Origin of the sequence: Spiroplasma platyhelix PALS-1 (assembly GCF_021496725.1) — a bacterium.
Taxonomy (GTDB): domain Bacteria; phylum Bacillota_I; class Bacilli_A; order Mycoplasmatales; family VBWQ01; genus Spiroplasma_D; species Spiroplasma_D platyhelix.
The window spans coordinates 96,269-118,417 of record NZ_CP051215.1; the positions used below are offsets into that span (position 1 = coordinate 96,269).

Here is a 22,149-nt window from a genome sequence, read left to right on the forward strand (position 1 = left end):
CAGGTTTTTAATTACTATTCAATTGTTTCAATTTCTTCTGCTTCTTTTAAAGGTTGTTTTGTTATTCGTGCTTTTAGTTTTTGTGAGTGAGATTTAATTTCTTGATAGTAAGTAAAGATGAAAGTAACTGCTAATGTAACAAAGGCACCAATGGTCGTACCAACTGTTAAGAAAATGAACATATTGGCTTCAATATTAAGAATTAATTGATAGATAGCAAAACCAAGATTTACAGCAATGATAATTGGGATTACAACTAAACAAAGAATTCTAAAGATATATTTATTTCATTTAAATCATGAAGTTTCGTTGTTGTGTTGTGCTATTTCAGGGTAGCACTTTCATAGTCACATAACACCAATTAATTCAAAAATTCCAATAATCATTTGTCAAATTCCAGCGACTCAAATAGCTAGACCATCAATTAAAGCAGCACTGTTATTAAAAATAAATACAATATCAACTAGAATGCTAAGAACAATAATTCCGATGATTATTTTATAACGTTTAATTTTTCATTCTGTTTCTAAAGGATTAACAACTCCTTCAAGCATGGCAATTAGTGAAGAGATTCCAGCAAAGAATACTGATAGGAAAAAGAAGATTGCAAGAATATGACTAAAAACTAATAAAGCAGTTCCTTGACCAATGATAGCAAAAATTTGAGGAAAGACTTGAAAAATTAAAGTTGGACCTGGTTTGAATACTTCATCAATTCCAACATTTTGATTTTTAGCAATTGCAGAAATAGTTGCAAAAACAATACAACTTGTAATTAAAGCAATAATAGTTGTTCCTGCTGTAATGATTAAGGTTTTATTAGTGTTGTCTTGATTTTTTGGTGCATGACTTGAAAAGATAATAATTGCTCCCACACAAGTAGACAACATAAAGAAAGCTTGTCCAAAAGCATCTGTTCAAATGTTTGTTTTAGCAAGGACACTACCATGGAAACTAAACATTCTTTTTAGTCCATCTCCTGCGCCATCTAAAGTCAAAGTGTAGATCATCATAGCAAAGATAATTAAAAATAATCCTGGAACAAAAATTTTATTTGCTTTATCAACACCTTTAGTAACACCACCTAAAACAATTACACCAGTTAGAACTCAAACACCAATTAAACTTAATAAAACTCAAATACTAATATTGCCTAATTGTGAAAAACTAGTTGGATTAGGATTAGTTTGCCCAATAATAACATCAAGAAAATAATCTTTTTGTGTTAATCCTGGTAAGAAACCCATTATTAAAGCTAATAGTGATCAAGCAACTAGAACACTATAAAAGATTCCCATTAATCAAACAACTGCTGATTGTAAGAAACCAAAGAATTTACCAGGTTTATTAGCTAATTCTTCAAAAATCATGACATGATTTTTACGGTATTTGTTTCCAAGATTCATTTCAATTAATAAAATTGGAACAGCGCAAATAATTAGCGCTATAAAAAATGGGATTAAAAAAGTACCACCATATTGGTTCATTTTTGTTGGAAATCCCCAAATTCCACCAAGACCAACAGCAGCACCTAAAACTGACATGATAAATCCTCAAGCTGAGATTGTTTGCTTATTTTTCATAAGTCACATTCCTTAAATAAGTATATCTTTAAATGATAACGGATAATTTTTAGAAAAACAATCTTTTTTTAGATTTAATCTTAATAAAATCGCATTTTTATTAGTAAAATGTACTATAATTAAAAAGAAAATAGTAATTAAAAAGGTGAATTTATGTTTAAGTTAGTTGCGCCTTATCAACCAACAGGTGACCAACCACAAGCAATTCGAGAACTTGTTAGTGGGATTGAAAATAATATTAAGAATCAAGTTTTACTAGGTGCTACTGGAACTGGTAAGACTTTTACTATGGCTAATGTTATTACAACTGTCCAAAAACCAACATTAATTTTAGTTCACAATAAAACGCTAGCAATGCAACTTTATGGGGAACTAAAAACTTTTTTTCCTGAAAATCGTGTTGAATATTTTGTTTCTTATTTTGATTTCTATCAACCAGAAGCTTATCTTCCTAAAACTGATGTTTATATTGATAAGAATTCAAAAATCAATCAAGAAATTGAAATGTTACGTTTAAGTACATTAAATGCTTTATCAACAAGTAAAGATGTGATTGTTGTTGCATCAGTAGCAGCAATTTATGGTGCTCAAGATCCAGAACAGTATAAACAGACATTTTTTGAGTTAAGAAAAGATACAAAAATTAATCGTCAAGATTTATTGCATCGTTTAGTATTGATGGGTTATGAGCGTAATGATTTAGAATTGAAGCCAGGAACATTTAGTGCTAAAGGTGATGTGATTAAGATTGCGCCTTCTTGAACTGATCAGTATTTTTTAAGAGTTAGTTTATTTGGTGATGAAATTGAAGAAATTGCTAAGGTGGATACTTTAAATGCTAATGTTTTAGAAAGATATCCTTTCTTAACACTCTTTCCTGCGCAAGATTACATTAGTACTAAAGAAAGAGTTGACTATGCTGTTCAAGAAATTGCTAAAGAACTAGAAGTTACGCTAGCTAAATTAAGAAAAAACAATTTTTTATTAGAAGCACAAAGACTAGAGCAACGAACTAATAATGATTTAGAGTCTCTAAGAGAATTTGGAATTTGTAATGGCATGGAAAATTATGCTCGTTTTTTAGAAAAACGTAGCCCAGGTTCTGCTCCTTATACTTTATTTGATTTCTTTCCAAAAGATTTTCTAACAATTATTGATGAGTCACATATGACTCTACCACAAGTTAGAGGAATGTATCTTACTGACCGTCATAGAAAAGAAACTTTAGTTAAGTATGGCTTTCGTCTACCAAGTGCTTTAGATAATCGTCCCTTAAATTTTGAAGAATTTAAAGCACGATTAGATTATGTAGTTTATACTTCTGCAACACCAGGTGATTATGAATTAGAATTAATTAAAAAAGAAAAATCTGGTTTCAATCAAACAATTCAACAAGTAATTCGACCAACAGGACTATTAGATCCAACAGTAGAAATTAAACCTTCTTTAAATCAAATTAATGATATCATTGAACAAATTAAAGCTCGTGCTGCTCAACAAGAACGTGTTTTTATCACTACACTAACAATTAGAATGGCTGAAGAACTAACTGCATACTTACAAGAACAAAAAATTAAAGTTGCTTACTTACATAATGAATTAAAGACATTAGAACGAACAAAAGTTTTATTAGATTTAAGACGAGGTGTCTACGATGCTGTTGTTGGGATTAATTTATTAAGAGAAGGATTGGATGTACCAGAAGTTTCTTTGATTTGTATTTTAGATGCTGATAAGAGTGGATTCTTAAGAAATACCAGATCATTAGTTCAAACAATTGGTCGTGCTGCTAGAAATGTTCATGGGCATGTTATCTTGTATGCTGATGAGATTAGTCTTGCAATGAAAGAAGCAATTGGTGAAACAGAAAGAAGAAGAAATATTCAAATTGCTTACAATAAAGAACACAACATCACTCCAGTTAATGTTAAGAAACCATTAAGTGAAATCATCAGTACTAAAGAATTAGATACTGACTTGAAAAAATTACGAACAACAAAAGGCAAGGAAAGACTAACAGCAAAAGCTAAAATTATTGCTGAGTTAAGAGTAGAAATGCTAGAAGCAGCTAAAGCATTAAACTTTGAGAAAGCTGCTGCCTTACGAGATTTAATTTTAAATATTGAATCAGATGATGACACAAAGAATGATAAGGGAAAATAATGGCTAAAAATTATGGTTACTATCATAGTCCAATTGGTTTGCTTGAAGTTATTGGTGGTCAAGAAATAATTAAAATATCATTGATTGAAAATGTTGGTAATAGAAATTTGTCATTAGATTCATCAAATAATCCTATTGTTAGCAAATGTATTAAACAATTGCAACAGTATTTTGAAGAGCAACTGCAAACATTTGACATACCACTTGTAATTAGAGGAACAGAGTTTCAAGAATTAGTTTGAAATGAGGTTGCTAAGATTCCTTATGGTGAAGCAATTAGTTATCAAGAAATAGCAAAAAGAATTAATCGCCCCAATGCACTTCGTGCAGTTGGCACAGCAGTAGGCAAGAATCCAATTCCAATTATTATTCCTTGTCACCGTGTTGTTCGAGCTGGTAAATCTAAAATCATTAGATTTGGGTGGGGCAAAGAAAGAAAAATTTTCTTGCAAAATTTAGAACAAAAAAAGAACTAGTTAACTAGTTCTTTTTCATTAATTGTTTTTCATGTACTGAACAAGTGACTTAACGTGAACAGCTTGACCACGGTCGTTGTTGTAAGCAGTTCCTGCGATGTCTAGATGTAAGTAAGGTTTGTCTTCAGCAAATTCTTGTAGGAATGCTGCTGCACTTGATGAACCACCATAGCTATCTTTAGTGATGTTGCTTAGATCTGCAACAGGAGAACTTTTGATTCCTGCAACGTTTTCTTCATGAATTGGCATTCTTCAAATTTCTTCATTTGCTTGATCGGCAGCAGTTTTAAAGCCGTTGAATAATTCATCAGTGTAACTAAAGGCACCAGTCATGTAGTGACCAAGAGCAATTAAGATTGCTCCAGTTAGTGTTGAAAGTTCAATAATCTTTGTGGCATTTCCTTTTCTTAAAGCATAAGTCATCCCGTCAGCAAGCACTAATCTACCTTCGGCATCAGTGTTGTTGATTTCAACAGTCTTACCATTCATTGACTTAACAACAGTTTCAACTAATGTTGCATGACCACCAATACGGTTTTCTGTTAGACAGGCAACAGCAACGAAGTTAGTTTTCAATCCTAGTTTAGCTGCTGCTAGAGCACTATTGCAAACAATTGCTGCTCCAGACATATCAAATTTCATACCTTTCATAAACTGACTAGGTTTTAGTGAGTAGCCGCCACTATCAAAAGTGATTCCTTTTCCTACTAAGCCTAGAATTTCTTTACTGCTGTCGTCACCATGATATTCAAGCACAACAACACGAGGTTCGTAGTGTGCTCCTGCGTTAACTGCTAGTAGCAAATTCATTTCTAAATCTTGAATTGCTTTTTTATCTAAGATTGTTACTTTTAAGTTAGGAATTCCTTTTGCTTTTTCACTAATGTGGTTAGCAAAAATTTCAGGATATAAAATATTAGGTGGCATATCTTGTAGGTCACGAGCAAAGTTTAGAAACTCACTTTGAGTTTTAATTTGTGTTTCAGAAGTATATTCTGGTAACTTACTTGATGATACTAAGTTATATTTAATTTTTGCTTCAGTAGTTTCTTGCTTAGTTTTTAAAGTATAAGGTGTATGGTCAGCATAAAGAATTGCTTCATAAATTGTTTGTAAAGCTTCGGCTTCACTAAACTTTTCACTAACAAATGACTTAACATCAATATCAACGTCTTTTTGAATTTCTTTACTTCTAATAATTTTAATAAACATTTTTGCTAAACTTGTTCTTGTTAGTTGATTTTTTTCACCTAAGTATAAGAAGTAAGTTTTTGCTTCGCTAATTAAAGTAATTTTATTGTTTACTTTTGCAATCAGTTCATTAGGTAGACTATTTTTTGTTACAGCAACTAATTTTAATTGATAAGAGTTATTAGTACTGATTTGAATGTTACTATCCATATTATTTTCTCCTTTGATTAATATTTGATTAGAGTATGCCTTTTATTATAATATACTTTTGCTAATTCTAATAGATGTTATTATATATAATATAAGAAACTTTGACATATGGAGGATGATTAACAGTGAAACGTAGTGAATTAACGTCAGCACAAAAAAAACAATATTGTTGAGACTTTTCTCATTTATTTAAAAATGATGAACATTGAATTAAAGGTTTAAATGATTTAGATCAAGTTGCAAGTAAGTTAGTAAAATTAAAAGGAAAATTAAAAGAATTAAAAAACTTTAAAAATTACTTAGAGTTGAGTAAGGAACTTTCTTTAAATTTAATGAAATTAGGACAATACTTGCATTATAGTGATTTAGATCAGACTAATTTAAATTTTCAAAAATTAAATAATTTATTTGCTATTAAAATTACTAACATCAATCAACAACTTTCATGAATTGAACCAGAAATCAAAGCAATTGGTTCAAAAACAATTGATAAATGAGTTTCAGATAATCCTGAGTTAAAAAACTATCAACATACTATGAAAGTATTTTTTCAATTTGAAAAATATATTTTAAGTGAGCATGATGAAAACTTATTAAGTAAAGTTAGTAAGTCTCGTGGTGCAGTTGGTGATTTGTATGATACTTTAGTGTATGCTGACAAAGAAAAGGTTTCAATTAAATATAAGAAGAAAGAGCAAGAATTAACTCAAACTTTATATTTAGATATTTTAGAAAATACTCATCCAACTAAAGATCAAGAACTTAGAATTCAAACAAATCAAAAATTCTATCAAGACATCGTAAACAAAAAACATTCCTTAGCACAAATTTATCAAGGAATTATTGAAGTGGGAATTGAAGAAACAAAAATTCGTGACCCAAAAGAAAGTCTTAGCTCTTTAGAATATAGTTTGCTTGGTGACAATGTTAGTTTACCAGTCTATGAAAATTTAATTAAAGTTGGACAAAAGCATGCTGATTTAGTTAGAGAGTTCTATCAGATTAAAAAGTCATTCTTTAAATTGAAAAAATTCTATCCAACAGATACTAGTTTACAAATGGCAAAATTACCAAATCAAAAATATGATGTTGAAACAGGAATTAACATTATTAAATTAGTTTTGAGTGTTTTAGAAAATGAATATTTAGAACAATTAAATTTAGCATTGCTACCTGGTAGAATTGATTACTTTGAAGATACTAACAAAAGAACAGGAGCTTATTCTTCTGGAGGAAATGGTGTTGAACCAATTATTTTAATGAATTGAGATGATACTATTAATGCTATCAACACTTTAGGTCATGAGTTAGGTCATTCAGTTCACACATTACTAGCAGATAAGTATCAAACTTACCCTAATAATAATTATCCGATTATTTTAGCTGAGGTTGCTTCAACTGTTAATGAACATTTAATTTTTGACTATTTATATAACAAAGCTAAAAGTGATGAAGAAAAAATTTATTTGTTACAAAGTCATATTGAAACAATTATTGGAACTTTTTTCCGTCAAATTCAATTTGCTGAGTTTGAATGAGAAGCTCATAAATTAGTTGAAAAAGAAGAACCATTGAATGCTGATGTTCTAGCAGATTTGTATCGTAAGATTGCTGATAAGTATGGACAAGATGTTTTGGATCTTGCTGATGACAAGCAAAAGAGTTATAGTTGACCACGAGTATCTCATTTTTTCCATTCACCCTTTTATGTTTATAAATATGCAACTTCAATTACAGTTTCTTATAAACTTTATGAAGATATCAAGCAAGGAAAAAAAGATAATTTACTAAAGTTTTTAAAATCTGGAGGAAGTGACTATCCATTAGAAATTCTAAAAAAAGCTGGTGTCAATTTAGAAGATATAAATGTTTATAATCCACTAGTTGAGAATTTGGCAAATTTAATCAATGAATTAAAGATATTAACTAAACAAAAATAGTGTTAAGAAAAATTTAAAAAACTTTACAAAATAAGAGATTTAGTAGTACTATACTAGTAAATGTATTAAATTGATAATTTATAAGGAGGAAAGTATGGCTAGCAAAGCAACAAGTAAGAAGCAAGATCATAAAGAAGAAACAAATGTAAAGTTTCCTGAAGTCATTGCGATTACTGCTTGTCCAACTGGGATTGCTCATACTTACATGGCAAAAGAAAAAATTCTTGAAGCAGCAAAAGAATTAAAGATGACATGTAAAGTTGAAACACAAGGCCGAAGTGGAAATGAAGATGTTCTGACTGCTGAAGAAATTAATCATGCTAAAGTGATTATTTTTGCTGCTGATAAGGCTTTAATTGGTGTAGAACGATTTAATGGTAAACAAGTACTAGAAGTAGGAACAAAAGATGCTATCCTAGATAGTAAAAAATTAATCAACAATTACCTTGAAGGTAAAACTGAAGGAAAAGCAAAACTAACAGTGATTAATCAATCTGGTGGTGGCGGAGAAAATATTGAGTTTTCATTTAAGAACTTTAAATATATTACTCGTAACCTACTAGCAGGAGTATCTCGTATGCTACCTTTTGTGGTTGCAGGAGGAATAATCCTAGGAATTGGTTTCTTATTAGATAGTGGAAATTCAGGTGGAGATTTTGGTGTAACTAGAGGAGTTGCAGCATGATTCTCTGGATTAGGAAAAGTTATCTTTTCAATGATGATTCCAATTTTAGGAGCTTATATCTGTTACGCTATTGTTGGTCCACAAGGTCTACTACCGGGGATGGTGGCAGGGTTAATTGCCAATGCACCAGAAATGCTTTATAAAACAGATGGTACTGGATGAACTAATACTTGAGGAAGAATTTTTCCTAGTATTCAGAATTTCAACTCGGGATTTTTTGGCGCTATTATCGGTGCCTATTTAGTAGCTTTTGTTGTCTATGGGCTAACAAAAGGAATGAAAAAAATGCCAAAATCACTACAAGGTGTAAGAGATATCGTTTTCATTCCTGTGATTAGTGCTCTAGCAGCAGGAGTTATTATGTTCGTAATTAATATTCCGTTAGGATATTTAAATTATGGTTTAGGTTTAGGTCTAACAGAAATGGCTAAGCATAACCTAAGTGCACTAGCAGGATTAATTGTTGGAGTTATGATGGCTGTTGATATGGGTGGTCCAATTAACAAAGCCGCTTATGTCTTTGGTACAGCAACAATTGATGCATCTAACACAGCATTTGATTCAATTAGATCAACTAACAATGGTACAATTTTTATGGCAACAGCAATGATTGCAGGAATGGTACCACCATTAGCGATTGCGTTATCAACAAGAATTTTTAAAAGATATTGAAGTAAAAAGGATGTTGAAGGTGGAAACACTAATTGATTCCTATCAGCTTGTTTCATTACAGAAGGAGCAATTCCTTATGCAGCAGAAGATCCAAAAAGAGTGATTCCAAGTTGTGTTGCAGGAAGTGCAGTAACTGGAGCAATTCTTACAGGATTTGGGGTGACATTAAGTGCACCTCATGGTGGAGTCTTTGTCTTTCCACTATTAGGAATTCAAGATAATGGAAGTAACTGATTCACTATGCCAACGCAAGCTGGTTCAATGGGAATTGCAATTCTAATTGCTTTTGTTGCTTTATTTGCAGGAGCTTTAATCTCAGCAGCAATTCTTGGTTTCTGAAGAATGAAAAACATTAAAGATGGTACTTTAATCTTAAAATAAAGGATAGAAAATGATTTACACACTAACATTAAATCCAGCAATTGATCAAATGATTAGTGTTCCTAATTTCCAATTAGGAGCAACTAATAAAGCAAAGGATCAGTATCAGATCCTTGGTGGTAAGGGTGTGAATGTTTCAGTGATGTTACAAAACTTAGGTCATAAAAATATGGCTTTAGGTTTTATGGCTCAAGGTGAAGCAGCACAATTTGAATCATATTTGAAGACAAAAGAAGTTGTGAGTGATTTTCATAAAATTGCAGGTCACACAAGACTTAATTTAAAAATTAGAGACTTATCTAACAATCAAGAAACAGAATTAAATTGTTTAGGCTTTAGTATCTCAGATACTGATGAAAAAGCACTAATGGATGTCATTAAAAAATATCTAACAAAAGAAGATATCTTGATCATGTCTGGTTCAATTGCACCAGGCAGTAGTAAGAATCTCTATCAAACAATTGCTCAATTTTGTTCTGAAAATCAAATCACATTTGCGATTGATGCAACAAAAGAAGTGTTGCTGTCAACATTGCAGTATCATCCTTTGTTGATCAAACCAAATCTAGCAGAATTAAATGAAATATTTAGTGCTAGTACGAGTTTTAACAACATTGAAGAAGTGACTAACTTAGCAAAAAAGTTACTCAGTTCAGGAGCCCAAAATGTTTTGATCAGCAATGGTGGTCAAGGTAGTTTGTTAGTTACAAAAGATCAAAGTTACCTAGCAAATGCAGCTAAAGGAACTTTAGTTAACTCAGTGGGTGCTGGAGATTCAATGGTTGCAGGGTTTGTTGGAACATACAGCAAAACTAAAGATATTAGAGAAAGTCTACTAGTAGCTTCGGCAGCAGGAGCAGCAACTGCTTTCTGCCAAGGTATTGGTGACTTAGATTTAGTTGAAAAGTTGAAAGCACAAATAAAAATTACTCCCTAGGGAGTAATTTTTATTATTAACTATTTTTATAAGGTTTATTTTCTTGTATGGTTATCATAAGATGAGCAATTTCTACAATTTGAACAATCTGGATGATTACCTGCTTGAGTACAATTACAATTGCACCCATAACAAGGTTTGTCACAATTTCCTGACATATTAGTCCCCCTTCTAATAATTATTTTTCATAAATAATTTTAGACTGATATATTTTTAATACAAGATTATTTTTAAAATTTTAATAGTTTTAAAAAAATAAATTAAGTACTTGTTCTATCTAGATACTAGCGTTAATATTGATTTATAAAGTTATTAAAGGAGTTTATTAAATGGAGAAAATAAAAATTTATAAATGAAATATTTATACTGCTAAAGTGCCATATACAACAAATTTTTCGAAAAATAAAGAACGACTTGTTATAGTTATAAGTATTATTGGTGATGATTTAGTTATATTGCCAATATCAACAAAAATTCATAAGAAACAAAAATGAGATTTTGATATTGAATTGAATAATCCAAGTATTATTCAGATTGGAAATATACAAAGTATTAATAAAAATGATATTATTAATCCATACTATCGAAGAAAAGAAAAAGTAGTTAGTAAAATAGATTTGGAGTTACAAAAAGAAATTTTAGCTTCACTTAATAATATTTTTTCATAAAAAAATTTGGTTATATAACCAAATTTTTAATTTATTTAACTTCTTACCTTAAATACTTAAGATAAGACAATCCCTTACGGGTTACATCTGACTCCTAAAATTAAATAACTTTAGGCAAAAACCTTTTTATAATAAAATTATATTATGAAATATATCTTTATTATATTAAGGTACATTAATAATAGCATGTCGAAAAAGTCTTGTCAATTCGTTAGCGAAATTCGTTAATTTTATTTGTAGTCATCGGTCGTTTTTTATTTAAGTCTCTTTAGATCACGAGCAATGATTGGTTTTAAAAATTCTCCTGTGTAAGAATTTTCATTTTTAATTACTTGTTCAGGTGTACCAGTGGCGATAATTTTTCCACCATATTTTCCACCTTCAGGACCTAAATCGATAATATAGTCTGCTACTTTAATAACTTCTAAATTATGCTCGATAACAATAACTGTATCACCATTATCGACAATTTTATTTAAGACTTTGATTAATTTTTTAATATCGTCGATATGAAGACCTGTTGTTGGTTCATCAAGGATATACATTGTTTTACCTGTTGCTCGTTTTTGTAAGTAGGCAGCTAGTTTAATTCTTTGTGCTTCACCACCAGATAGTTCAGTAGCTTGTTGACCAAGTTTGATGTATCCTAATCCGACTTCTTCTAAGACTGATAGTTTTTTATAAATTTTTGCTTGGTTGGCAAAGAATTCTAATGCTGTTTCGACAGGCATTTCTAAAACATCAAAAATATTTTTTCCTTTTCATTTTACTTGTAGTGTTTCACTATTGTAACGTTTGCCTTCGCAAACTTCACAAGCAACATAAACATCAGGTAGGAAATGCATTGAAATTTTAATTACACCATCACCATTACATCGCTCACATCTTCCACCTGGAACATTGAAAGAGAAACGGCTTTTTGTGTAGCCACGAATTTTAGCTTCAGGGCTACTAGCAAATAAATCTCTAATGTCATCAAAAACAGAAGTGTAAGTTGCTGGGTTACTTCTTGGTGTTCTGCCAATTGGTTCTTGTGAGATAGCGATGATTTTATCAACATTTTCATAGCCTTTAATTATGCTATTTGGTTTTTGATTTTTTTTCATTAAAATTTTATGCAAATCATTATATAGAACTTCATTAATTAAACTTGATTTTCCACTACCAGAAACACCGGTGATACAAATAAATTTTCCTAATGGGAATTTTGCTGATAAGTTATTTAAATTATTGACAGTGGCATTTTTAATTTCTAAAACTTGACCATTACCACTTCTTCTTGTATGGGGAAGTTCAATATATTTAGTTCCAATTAAATACTGACCAGTGATTGATTTTGGGTTTGCCATAACTTCTTCTGGTGTACCTTCTGCAACAACTTTGCCACCATGAATTCCTGCTTTTGGGCCGATGTCAATTAATCAATCTGCTGCTAGCATTGTATCTTCATCATGTTCAACTACTAATAGTGTTGTTCCTAAATCACGCATTGTTTTTAAAGTGGCAATCAATTTATTGTTGTCTCTTTGGTGAAGACCAATTGAAGGTTCATCTAAAACATATAGCACACCTGTTAGTTGAGCACCGATTTGTGTTGCTAGACGAATTCTTTGTGATTCTCCTCCTGAAAGAGTTTGTGCATTTCTTGATAGACTTAAATAATTTAAGCCAACATTAATTAAAAAATTCAAACGTTTGTTAATTTCTACAAGAACTAATTTAGCAATTTCTTGTTGGTGAGGTAACAATTGAATATGTTTGATTGCTTCTAAACTTTCTTCAATATCTAATTTTGTTAGTTCACTAATATTTAATAATTGTTTTTTATCTTTTAGAGTTGTATGAATTTTGACACTTAAAACATCTTCATTTAGTCTTGAACCTTTACAAGTAACACAAATTCTTTGTGTCATAAATTTACGATAGTATTCTCGTGCTAGATCACTAGTTGTTTCAATATAGCGTCTTTCAATTAAAGTTGCTACACCTTCAATATAATCATAGTTAGGATATTTTCTACCATTAGCTGATGTTAGACTATAGTTGATTGGTTCTTTGCTACCACGCATAATAAATTGAATTTGTTCTTTTGTTAGTTTATTTAAGGGTAGATTCAAATCAATTAGATAGTGATGACATAGAACTTGTAATTTTTGTCACTCCAAATTTGTTGTGTTGACAATATTTTTATAATATTCAATTCCACCTTGATTAATTGATAGACTCATGTCAGGCATTAGTAAATCTTCATCAACTTCTAAACGAACACCAACACCCTTACATTCTGGACAAGCTCCTGCAGGAGCATTGAATGAAAACAAACGAGGTTCTAAATTAGGTAGTGAAAAACCACAAACCTTACAAGCATATTTTTGAGAAAATAATCATGTTTCATTAGTATCATTAATTGTTACTTTTGCTAGTTCATTACTATGTTCTAAAGCTACTTCTAAAGCATCATGAACTCTTGAGATTGTGACATCATCATTTTTGAAAACAATTCTATCAATCACAATATCAATATCATGTCTCATATTTTTATTTAATTCAATTTCTTCATCTAAAGTGTAGATTTTATTGTCAACTTTGACACGTAAAAAGTTCTCTTTCTTCAATTGTGCTAGTAGATCTTGATAAGTTCCTTTTTTACTAGTGACAATTGGAGCTAAGATTTCAATTCTTGTTTCGTCTTTTAAAGTTTGAATTTGTTTAATCATTTCTTTTAAAGTTTGATTACTAATCTCACCATGACCATTCTTACAATAAGGAGTTCCTACTCTTGCGTATAATAAACGTAAGTAGTCATAAATCTCTGTTACTGTTCCAACAGTTGATCGCGGATTATTACTTGTTGTTTTTTGATCAATTGAAATTGCTGGCGATAGGCCATCAATTGAATCAACATCAGGTTTTTCACTGTTACCTAAAAATTGTCGAGCATAAGCTGACAATGATTCAACATATCTTCTTCTTCCTTCAGCATAAATTGTATTAAAAGCTAAAGAAGATTTACCACTTCCTGAAACACCAGTTATGACTACTAATTGGTTTTTAGGAATACTGATATTAATGTTTTTTAAATTATGTTCTCTTGCACCTTTAACAATGATATATTTTTGTTCTTCATTCATATTTTTACCTCGTATAATAATTAATACTAATAATTAATTATACTAAAAATTTTAAGTTAATTTAATACTATATTAATTTTCTTTTTTTTGTTAGTCTTTAACTATGATAGAGAAGCAATTTTTGTTAATTAAAATAATAGGAGAAGGTGTATAGTGATAAGTACTCAAGAAAAGTCAGATAGCAAATGAGAAAAAAGAGAATGATTATTTATATTTAGTTTTTTAGTGTCTTTAATAGTTTTAAATATTATTTTTATATTTATTAATTGATTTGTATGAAAAAATGATAATGTTACGGTAGTAACAACAGTTACTAGTATTCTTAATATGTCAATTTGTTTGATCTATTGATTTATAGCTATGTGAAATAAATTAAAAAAATAAAATTTCTTTAGCAAACAAAAAAGAAATTGAATTCTAGATAGAGATCTAAGGTGATAACTATCTAGAATTTTTTTAATTTTAGTTTTAAAAAGACTAGATTTTAATATAAAAAAGATATTAAAAAAAATAAAAAAAATTGGTTTTTCCTCTTCCTTTCTTATTACTCTATATGTTATACTTACTAGGCATGGTTGTTTTGTGTCTTTACTGATACACTGATGCTAGTTGTAGCATTAAATAACCTTGTCTTGTTCTTTTTAAAAGTTAGCAGAAACGTTAAGACTAACTTTGAAATTATTTCATAAATTTGATTTAAAGAAATTTATGAATTTGTTCTAATAAGGAGGAAACAATCAATGGCAATCATTGAAGATCGTGTAAAAATTCGTATAGTAGGATATGATCAAGAAGCACTTGACAACGTTGTAAAAAAGTTCACTACTACTTTAAAAGAAGAAGGTGTTGAAATGTCTGGGCCAATCCCATTACCAACACATAGAGAACTTTATACAATCTTACGTTCACCGCATAAGCATAAAGACTCACGTGAACAATTTGAAAGAAGAATTCACAAGAGAATTATTACTGCTAAGTTGTCACAAAAAGCTTTAAACGCTTTAAGTGGAATTAAGTTGCCTAGCAGCGTTAGTGTTTCTTTGGTACTTGAATCAAAATAATTCAATACTATTGAATAAAATTAGAAAAAAGAAAAATATTTTAAAATCTTCAAGGAGGAGAAATGAAAGGAATCTTAGGAAAAAAACTAGGAATGTCACAAGTGTTTTTAAGCAATGGACAACTAGTTCCTGTTACAGTTATTGAGATTCAACCAAATCTTGTTAGTCAAGTTAAAACTGGAGAAAATGAAAAATACAACAGTTTACAACTTTCAACATTCGATTTACGTTTGAATTTAACTAATAAAGCAGTAGCAGGTCATTTTAAAAAAGTTGATAGTCAACCTAAGCGCTTCGTAAAAGAAATTCGTAATATGGCAGGCTTTAACGTTGGTGATATCATCAACGCCAGTGATGTTTTTACAGCTGGAGAGTTTGTTGATGTTACGGGAACTTCTAAAGGAAAAGGTTTCCAAGGAAGAATTAAGAGATTTAATCAAACTCGTGGACCGATGGGTCATGGTTCAGGATTACATCGTCAGATGGGATCAACTGGATCAATTGCAGCCAATCGTGTCTTTAAAAATCAACCAATGCCAGGTCAAATGGGTAATGCTAAGCGAACAATTAGTAACTTAGAAATTATTAAGGTTGAAGAAAAATATATTTTAGTTAAGGGTTCAGTTCCAGGACCAAAAAAAGGATTCGTTGTGATTAAAGAAGCAGTAAAGAATCCTAAAACAGTTGCAGCAGCTAACTTACATAAATGAGCAAGTGCACAAAGCACTGAAAACACTAGTGTTGCTAGTGCAAGTGTAGAAACTGAGTAGTAGTATGGAGGAAATTATGAAAATTAATGTCGTAGATAGTACTGGTAAGAAAGTTAGTGAGTTTACATTAAACGAAAAAGTTTGAGCAGTAACTCCTAATCAACAAGCTCAGTTTGATAGTTTATTAAGTTACAATGCAACAAAAAGACAAGGTACTCACAAAGTTAAGACTCGTGCTGAAGTCTCAGGTGGGGGAAGAAAACCTTGAAAACAAAAAGGAACTGGAAATGCAAGACAAGGGTCAATCCGTGCTCCACAATGAAAAGGTGGGGGAATCGTGTTTGGTCCGACTCCTGAAAAGAACTATTTAATTAAATTAAACAAAAAAGTTCGTAAATTAGCTTTAAAATCAGCTCTTGCTGCTAAGTTACAGAATGAAAATATTATTGTTATTGATCAATTAAAATTTGAAAAACCTTCAACAAAATCAATGTTAGAAGTACTAACAAATTTAGAATTAGCAAATAACAAAACTTTGATTATTAGTGATGTTGAAAATCATCAAACAGTAATCAAATCTGCAAGAAATTTAACAAGAACACAAAGTATTAATGCTAAGAGCGTTAACATTTATGACTTGTTGAATGCTAATAAAGTTTTAGTGACTTTAGAAGCAATTAAAAATATTGAGGAGGCTTTAGGATAATGCATTTAAGTGAAGTAATTAAAGGTCCGATCTTATCAGAAAAGACATATGCTCAAATGGCAAATGGTGTTTACACATTTTCTGTAAATCGTAAAGCCAACAAAACTCATATCAAAAAAGCTTTCGAACAAATTTTTGAAGTTAAGGTAGAAAAAGTTTCTATCATCAACAGCAAACCAAAAACTAAAGCAGTTGGCCGTTTTATTGGTAAGACTTCTGCAGTGAAGAAGGCAGTTATTAAGTTAGCTGCTGGAGAACAATTAAGTCTTTTCAATGATGAAAGTCAAGATAAATAGGTTTATAAAGGAGTAAGACATGGCAATTAAATCAAAAAATCCCATTACAAATGGGCAAAGAAACATGACAGTACTTGATTATAAAAGTACGATTACTACTAATAAACCAGAAAAGGCTTTATTAGAAAAATTAGTTCGTAAGTCAGGAAGAAACAATCAAGGGAAAATTACTGTTAGACATCAAGGTAGTGGACACAAAAGAAAGTATCGTGTTGTTGATTTCAAAAGAAATAAAGACGATATCTTCGCAACTATTAAGACTGTTGAATACGATCCAAATCGTAATGCCAACATTTGTCTTGTTAATTATGCTGATGGTGAAAAGCGTTACATCTTAGCACCAAAAGGTATTGAAGTAGGACAAAAAATTATCAGTAGTACTGGTGACAATGAGAATGTTAAGGTTGATATTCTTGTTGGTAACTGTCTACCTTTAGCAAAAATCCCACAAGGAACACTTGTACATAATGTTGAATTGAAACCAAATAAAGGTGCTCAATTAGCAAGAAGTGCAGGAACAAGTTTACAAATCTTAGGAAGAGATGAAGATGGTAAGTATACCTTACTAAAAATGCCTTCTGGAGAAGTAAGAAAAGTATTAAGCATTTGTAGAGCAACAATTGGTGTTGTTGGTAATGAAGATGTTAACTTAGTAAACATTGGTAAGGCTGGAAGAAATCGTTGAAAAGGTGTGAGACCTACTGTTCGTGGTAGTGTTATGAATCCTAACGATCACCCACATGGTGGTGGTGAAGGAAAAGCACCAATCGGAAGAAAAACTCCAGTAACTCCATGAGGAAAGAAAGCCCTAGGCTTGAAAACTCGTGATAAGAAAAAAGCATCAAACAAGTTCATTGTAAGAACTAGACATGCTGCCAAGAAGAAATAAAGGAGAATAAATTATGGCAAGATCATTAAAAAAAGGTCCTTTTGCTGATCAATCATTGATCAAAAAAGTAGAAGCCCTAAATCAATTAAAGAAAAAACAAATCATTAAAACTTGATCACGTCGTTCAACAATTTTTCCTGAATTTGTTGGTCACACATTTGGAGTTTATAATGGAAAAACTCACTTACCAGTTTATGTTACAGAAGACATGGTTGGACACAAATTAGGTGAATTCTCACCAACAAGAAAATTTGGTGGCCATGGAAACGACAAGAAGAAGAAGTAGGAGTTAAGTATGGAAGCAAAAGCAAAACTATCTAAGCTAAGAATGAGTCCAAGAAAAGTACGTTTAGTTACAGACTTAATTCGTAATCAAACTGTTGTTAGAGCAATTACTATTTTAGCTCATGAACCAAAAAAAGCTGCAAAACCAATTAGCACTTTATTAAATTCAGCAATCGCAAATGCAACAAACAACCACGGGATGGAAGCAGATAAGTTAAGAATTAAAACAATTTATGTGAATGAAGATCCAACACTAAAAAGATATCGCCCACGAGCACATGGTAGAGCATTTCAAATCTTAAAAAGATCAAGCAATGTAACTATTATTGTTAGTGATGAAAAGTAGGAGGAAAATATGGGTCATAAAGTTAGTCCAAACGCCTTAAGATATGGCGTGAATAAAGATTGACAATCTCGTTGATACGCAGCAAATGATCAAGAAATGGCAAAATGAATCTTAGAAGATAATCAAATTCGTAAAGTTTTACTTAGTCATTTAAAAAATGCTGGTGTGTCAAAGATTGAAATTGAAAGAACAAAGACACAAATTACTCTATTTATTCACTGTGTTCGTGTTGGATCAGTTCTAGGTCAAGGTGCAGCAAACCTTGAAGTATTAAAAAAAGTAGTACAAAAAACTATTAAAAATCGCAAGATGGATGTAAAGATTAATGTTGTTGAGATTGCTAACCCTGATCTAGATGCTCAGATACTAGCAAACACAATTGCTCAACAAATTGAAAATCGTTTATCTCATCGTGCAGTACAAAAACTAGCAATTCGTAGAGCTCTTAGATCTGGAGCAAAAGGAATCAAGACAAAAGTTTCAGGAAGACTTGGTGGTGCTGATATGGCACGTACCGAAGGATATTCTGAAGGTAGCGTACCTTTAGCAACTCTAAGAAGTAATATTGATTTTGCTCAAGCAGAAGCAAATACTGTTTCAGGTAAAATTGGGATTAAAGTTTGAGTTTACAAAGGTGAAATCCTTCCAGGAGAAAAACTTTTAAGAGAAACAAACTTCAACCCAAGAAATCGTCGTAATGCTAATTCTCAGTCAGTAAATCGTCGTAGGGAGGCTAAGTAAAATGGCAATTCCAAAAAGATATAAATATCCTGCTGTTCATCGTTTAAGTTACGAAGGCAAAGCAAAAGGATGCAAAAATGTTGATTTTGGTACTCTAGGACTACGTGCTGAAGAAGGAAGCTACATTACTGAAAGACAAATTGAAGCAGCTAGAATTGCAATGACAAGATATATGAAACGTGGTGGAAAAGTTTGAATTAGAATTTTTCCTCAACTACCTATCACTAGAAAACCAGCTGAAGTAAGAATGGGTTCTGGTAAGGGTTCAATTGATCATTGAGTAGCTGTAGTAAAAAAAGGAACGGTAATGTTTGAAGTAGATTATCCAAATCATGATATGGCAAAAGAAGCTTTACGTTTGGCAATGCATAAGCTACCAATTAAATGTAAAATCGTTGGTAGAGAAGACTTATCAAACAAAAAAACAATTAAGCAAGAATTAGGTGAAAACAATGGAAATGCAAGTAATTAAATCTAAATCAACTGCAGAGTTACAAGAACACGAAGAACAACTTCGTGCCCAATTGTTTGCTTTCAGAATTCAAAAAGCGATTGGTAAGTTAGATGCACCGCATATGATTAATCAACTACGTAAAGACATTGCCAGAATTAAAACTGAGTTACAAAGCAGAAGCGAAAAAGGTGAAGTTATCAAACCTTTAAATATTAAAAAGATGACTCTACCTGAAGAAAAAGAAGACAAAACAACAAAAAAAGAAGATAAAAAAGTTGCTAAGGCAACAAAAAAATTAGATAAAGAATCTAATAAAGCAGATACTGAAATCAAAGAACCAGAAAAACCTGAAGATAAAAAAATAACAACAGATTCAACTCCAAAGGAGGAAAACAACAATGACAAACAGTAATATTATGTTAAAAAAACATAAAACTTTTATTGGTACAGTAGTATCTAATAAAAGTGATAAGACTATCGTTGTTAGTATAGAAACATCAAAAACTCACCCAATTTATAACAAACGTTACAAATCAACTAAAAAATACCATGCTCATGATGAACAAAACCAAGCTCAAATTGGTGATGTTGTGAAGATTATTGAAACTCGTCCATTGTCTGCTCTAAAGCGCTTTCGTTTACTAAATATTATCGAAACTAAGGCAGAACAAGTTGCAAAGGAAAATAATTAATTATGGTTCAAAATTTATCATGATTGAATATTGCCGATAATACGGGAATCAAAGAAGCAATGGTTATTAGAGTTTTGGGTGGAAGTAACAAAAAAACAGCTAACATTGGTGACATTGTTGTTTGCTCAGCAAAAGTTGTAACACCAAATTCAATGGTTAAAAAAGGACAAATTGTGAAAGCAGTTATTGTTCGTACTAAATTTGGTGTGAAACGCAGTGATGGTAGTTGTGTAAAATTTGATGATAATGCAGCAGTTGTAATTAAAGAAGATAAGACACCAAGAGGAACAAGAGTCTTCGGTGTTCTTGCAAGAGAAGTTAGAGATCGTGGATACAACAAGATCGCTTCACTTGCAGAAGAAATAGTTTAAAGGAAAGAATTATTATGGCGTTAGGTAAAAAAAGTAAAGCAATTAAAATTCTTGATACAAAACTAAAAAAAGGCGATAAAGTAAAAATTATCGCTGGAAAATACAAAGGAACTGTTGCACCAATTATTAAAGTTTTACGAGATAAAAATCGTGTTGTTATTGAAGGTATCACTATGAAAAAACATCAAAAGCCGACACAAGAAAATCAAGAGGGTGGAATCATTGAAATTCCAGCACCAATTCATATTTCTAATGTGCAGATTATTGATGGTAAATCAGGAAAAGCAAACAAAGTTTCAAGACTTGGGTACACATTTAAAGATAAGAAAAAGATTCGCGTTTATCGTAAATCTGGTTCTGAAGCTTAATAAGGAGGACAATTAAAAATGAATCGTTTACAAGAACAATACAAAAAGACAATTGTTTCTCAATTGCAAGAAGAACTAAAGTATTCATCAATCATGCAAGTACCTAAGATTGAGAAAATTATTATCAACATTGGTGTTGGTGACGCTGTTGCTACACCAAAAATGTTAGATAAAACAGTAGCTGAATTAACTAAGATCACAGGTCAAAAGCCAGTGATTACAAAAGCAAAAAAATCAATTGCCGGATTCAAACTTCGTGAAGGAATGCCAATTGGTTGCAAAGTGACTCTAAGAGGTCAAAAAATGATGGATTTCTTGGATAAATTAATTTCTATTGCTCTACCAAGAGTTAGAGACTTCCAAGGTCTATCAAAAAATTCATTTGATCAAAATGGTAATTACACCTTTGGTGTAAAAGAACAAATTATTTTCCCCGAAATCAACTACGAAGATGTTGAAAAAATTCGTGGGTTAGAAGTAACAATTGTTACTTCAACAAATGATAAGCAAGCAGCAACATTATTATTAGAAAAATTTGGATTCCCTTTCAAGGGAAAGGCAAAGCAGGAGGCGTAGTATGGCAAAGACAGCTTTAAAAGAAAAACAACAAAGAAAAGCAAAATTTAGCACTAGAACTTACACACGTTGTCAAAAATGTGGACGTCCTCATGCAGTTATTCGTAAGTTTATGCTTTGTCGTCTATGTTTTAGAGAATTAGCATATAAGGGACAAATCCCAGGCTTAAGAAAAGCTTCATGATAAGAAGGAGGTATGTTAAATGTTAAATGATCCAATAAGCAATTTACTAACAGTTATTCGTAATGCAATCAGAACATCTGATAAGAGTAAGCATCGTACTGTTAGTGTGCAATCATCAAAGCAATTAGTTAAAATTGCTGATATTCTACAAAAGAACGGGTATATTGAAAAATATCGTGTTAACGAATATCAACCTAAAAAACCAACTTTAGAAATCCTACTAGGACATAGTGGAAAGAACATTCTTGGTTTAAAACGTATCTCAACTCCGGGATTAAAAGTATACGCTCAAGCTAAAGCTCTACCAAATGTGCTAAATGGTTATGGAATCGCAATTATCTCAACTTCAAAAGGAATTATGACAAACAAAGAAGCAAAGAAACTAGGCCTTGGTGGCGAAGTTCTTGCTTATGTTTGATAAGGAGAATTAAGT

Annotated in this window: 25 protein-coding genes; 22 read left to right on the top strand and 3 right to left on the bottom strand. The window is 31.1% G+C overall.

The genetic code is table 4. The features are described 5' to 3' along the window. Window positions 1-14: 14 nt before the first annotated feature. Window positions 15-1,583 carry a sodium-dependent transporter gene (locus SPLAT_RS00425; RefSeq protein WP_168105115.1) on the bottom strand — a complete coding sequence of 523 codons (1,569 nt, stop codon included), beginning with the start codon at window positions 1,581-1,583 and terminating at the stop codon, window positions 15-17. 153 nt (window positions 1,584-1,736) lie between these two features. Between SPLAT_RS00425 and uvrB the strand changes: the two genes are divergently transcribed. Then, window positions 1,737-3,746: an excinuclease ABC subunit UvrB gene (gene uvrB, locus SPLAT_RS00430; RefSeq protein WP_168105116.1), complete on the top strand. Its 2,010-nt coding sequence runs from the start codon at window positions 1,737-1,739 to the stop codon at window positions 3,744-3,746. Next, a complete protein-coding gene (locus SPLAT_RS00435; RefSeq protein ID WP_168105117.1) occupies window positions 3,746-4,222 on the top strand; it encodes a methylated-DNA--[protein]-cysteine S-methyltransferase in 477 nt (158 codons plus the stop codon). The genes uvrB and SPLAT_RS00435 overlap by 1 nt, the downstream gene beginning before the upstream one ends. Before the next feature lie 18 nt (window positions 4,223-4,240). On the opposite strand, the gene SPLAT_RS00440 is transcribed toward SPLAT_RS00435, so the two are convergent. Then, a complete protein-coding gene (locus tag SPLAT_RS00440) occupies window positions 4,241-5,623 on the bottom strand; it encodes a M17 family metallopeptidase (protein ID WP_168105118.1) in 1,383 nt (460 codons plus the stop codon). A 125-nt stretch (window positions 5,624-5,748) separates the two neighbouring features. Between SPLAT_RS00440 and pepF the strand changes: the two genes are divergently transcribed. From pepF to SPLAT_RS00460, 4 genes are all read left to right on the top strand, one after another. Beyond that, window positions 5,749-7,563 (top strand): oligoendopeptidase F, encoded by a 1,815-nt coding sequence (pepF, locus tag SPLAT_RS00445; RefSeq protein ID WP_168105119.1) that lies wholly within the window; start codon window positions 5,749-5,751, stop codon window positions 7,561-7,563. A gap of 94 nt (window positions 7,564-7,657) precedes the next feature. Next, on the top strand, window positions 7,658-9,301 hold the full coding sequence (locus tag SPLAT_RS00450) for a fructose-specific PTS transporter subunit EIIC (protein WP_168105120.1): 1,644 nt from the start codon (window positions 7,658-7,660) through the stop codon (window positions 9,299-9,301). Between the two features lie 10 nt (window positions 9,302-9,311). Next, on the top strand, window positions 9,312-10,238 hold the full coding sequence (gene pfkB, locus SPLAT_RS00455; RefSeq protein ID WP_168105121.1) for a 1-phosphofructokinase: 927 nt from the start codon (window positions 9,312-9,314) through the stop codon (window positions 10,236-10,238). Window positions 10,239-10,567: 329 nt separating this feature from the next. Beyond that, entirely contained in the window at window positions 10,568-10,906 is a 339-nt protein-coding gene (locus SPLAT_RS00460; RefSeq protein ID WP_168105122.1) for a type II toxin-antitoxin system PemK/MazF family toxin, read from the top strand. 254 nt (window positions 10,907-11,160) lie between these two features. On the opposite strand, the gene uvrA is transcribed toward SPLAT_RS00460, so the two are convergent. Further along, a complete protein-coding gene (gene uvrA, locus SPLAT_RS00465) occupies window positions 11,161-14,037 on the bottom strand; it encodes an excinuclease ABC subunit UvrA (protein WP_168105123.1) in 2,877 nt (958 codons plus the stop codon). A 740-nt stretch (window positions 14,038-14,777) separates the two neighbouring features. Here uvrA and rpsJ point away from each other — a divergent pair. The 16 genes from rpsJ to rpsH all read left to right on the top strand — a co-directional run bounded on the left by rpsJ (window position 14,778) and on the right by rpsH (window position 22,137). Next, window positions 14,778-15,098, top strand: coding sequence for a 30S ribosomal protein S10 (gene rpsJ, locus SPLAT_RS00470; RefSeq protein WP_220190961.1), 321 nt, complete (start codon window positions 14,778-14,780; stop codon window positions 15,096-15,098). Between the two features lie 62 nt (window positions 15,099-15,160). Next, entirely contained in the window at window positions 15,161-15,868 is a 708-nt protein-coding gene (gene rplC, locus SPLAT_RS00475; RefSeq protein ID WP_168105124.1) for a 50S ribosomal protein L3, read from the top strand. A 16-nt stretch (window positions 15,869-15,884) separates the two neighbouring features. Next, window positions 15,885-16,514: a 50S ribosomal protein L4 gene (rplD, locus tag SPLAT_RS00480; RefSeq protein ID WP_168105125.1), complete on the top strand. Its 630-nt coding sequence runs from the start codon at window positions 15,885-15,887 to the stop codon at window positions 16,512-16,514. Next, on the top strand, window positions 16,514-16,810 hold the full coding sequence (gene rplW, locus SPLAT_RS00485; protein WP_168105126.1) for a 50S ribosomal protein L23: 297 nt from the start codon (window positions 16,514-16,516) through the stop codon (window positions 16,808-16,810). The genes rplD and rplW overlap by 1 nt, the downstream gene beginning before the upstream one ends. A gap of 19 nt (window positions 16,811-16,829) precedes the next feature. Beyond that, window positions 16,830-17,699, top strand: a complete 870-nt coding sequence (gene rplB, locus SPLAT_RS00490) for a 50S ribosomal protein L2 (protein ID WP_168105127.1) — start codon at window positions 16,830-16,832, stop codon at window positions 17,697-17,699. Window positions 17,700-17,712: 13 nt separating this feature from the next. After that, complete coding sequence (gene rpsS / locus SPLAT_RS00495; RefSeq protein WP_168105128.1) at window positions 17,713-17,985, top strand: 30S ribosomal protein S19; 273 nt, start codon at window positions 17,713-17,715, stop codon at window positions 17,983-17,985. A 9-nt stretch (window positions 17,986-17,994) separates the two neighbouring features. Continuing rightward, entirely contained in the window at window positions 17,995-18,330 is a 336-nt protein-coding gene (rplV, locus tag SPLAT_RS00500; RefSeq protein ID WP_168105129.1) for a 50S ribosomal protein L22, read from the top strand. 9 nt (window positions 18,331-18,339) lie between these two features. Beyond that, window positions 18,340-19,071, top strand: coding sequence for a 30S ribosomal protein S3 (rpsC, locus tag SPLAT_RS00505; protein ID WP_168105130.1), 732 nt, complete (start codon window positions 18,340-18,342; stop codon window positions 19,069-19,071). A 1-nt stretch (window position 19,072) separates the two neighbouring features. After that, the gene (rplP, locus tag SPLAT_RS00510; RefSeq protein ID WP_168105131.1) at window positions 19,073-19,543 is read left to right on the top strand and encodes a 50S ribosomal protein L16; all 471 of its coding nucleotides are present in this window, start codon (window positions 19,073-19,075) and stop codon (window positions 19,541-19,543) included. Beyond that, the gene (gene rpmC, locus SPLAT_RS00515) at window positions 19,524-19,937 is read left to right on the top strand and encodes a 50S ribosomal protein L29 (protein WP_168105132.1); all 414 of its coding nucleotides are present in this window, start codon (window positions 19,524-19,526) and stop codon (window positions 19,935-19,937) included. Before rplP ends, rpmC begins: the two co-directional genes overlap by 20 nt. 4 nt (window positions 19,938-19,941) lie before the next feature. After that, on the top strand, window positions 19,942-20,217 hold the full coding sequence (gene rpsQ / locus SPLAT_RS00520; protein ID WP_168105291.1) for a 30S ribosomal protein S17: 276 nt from the start codon (window positions 19,942-19,944) through the stop codon (window positions 20,215-20,217). Between the two features lie 2 nt (window positions 20,218-20,219). Beyond that, window positions 20,220-20,588: a 50S ribosomal protein L14 gene (gene rplN / locus SPLAT_RS00525; protein ID WP_168105133.1), complete on the top strand. Its 369-nt coding sequence runs from the start codon at window positions 20,220-20,222 to the stop codon at window positions 20,586-20,588. 14 nt (window positions 20,589-20,602) lie between these two features. Further along, window positions 20,603-20,956, top strand: coding sequence for a 50S ribosomal protein L24 (gene rplX / locus SPLAT_RS00530; protein WP_168105134.1), 354 nt, complete (start codon window positions 20,603-20,605; stop codon window positions 20,954-20,956). 18 nt (window positions 20,957-20,974) lie between these two features. After that, window positions 20,975-21,532, top strand: coding sequence for a 50S ribosomal protein L5 (gene rplE, locus SPLAT_RS00535; RefSeq protein ID WP_168105135.1), 558 nt, complete (start codon window positions 20,975-20,977; stop codon window positions 21,530-21,532). Between the two features lies 1 nt (window position 21,533). Continuing rightward, on the top strand, window positions 21,534-21,719 hold the full coding sequence (locus SPLAT_RS00540; RefSeq protein WP_168105136.1) for a type Z 30S ribosomal protein S14: 186 nt from the start codon (window positions 21,534-21,536) through the stop codon (window positions 21,717-21,719). A 16-nt stretch (window positions 21,720-21,735) separates the two neighbouring features. Continuing rightward, complete coding sequence (rpsH, locus tag SPLAT_RS00545; protein WP_168105137.1) at window positions 21,736-22,137, top strand: 30S ribosomal protein S8; 402 nt, start codon at window positions 21,736-21,738, stop codon at window positions 22,135-22,137. Window positions 22,138-22,149: the final 12 nt, after the last annotated feature.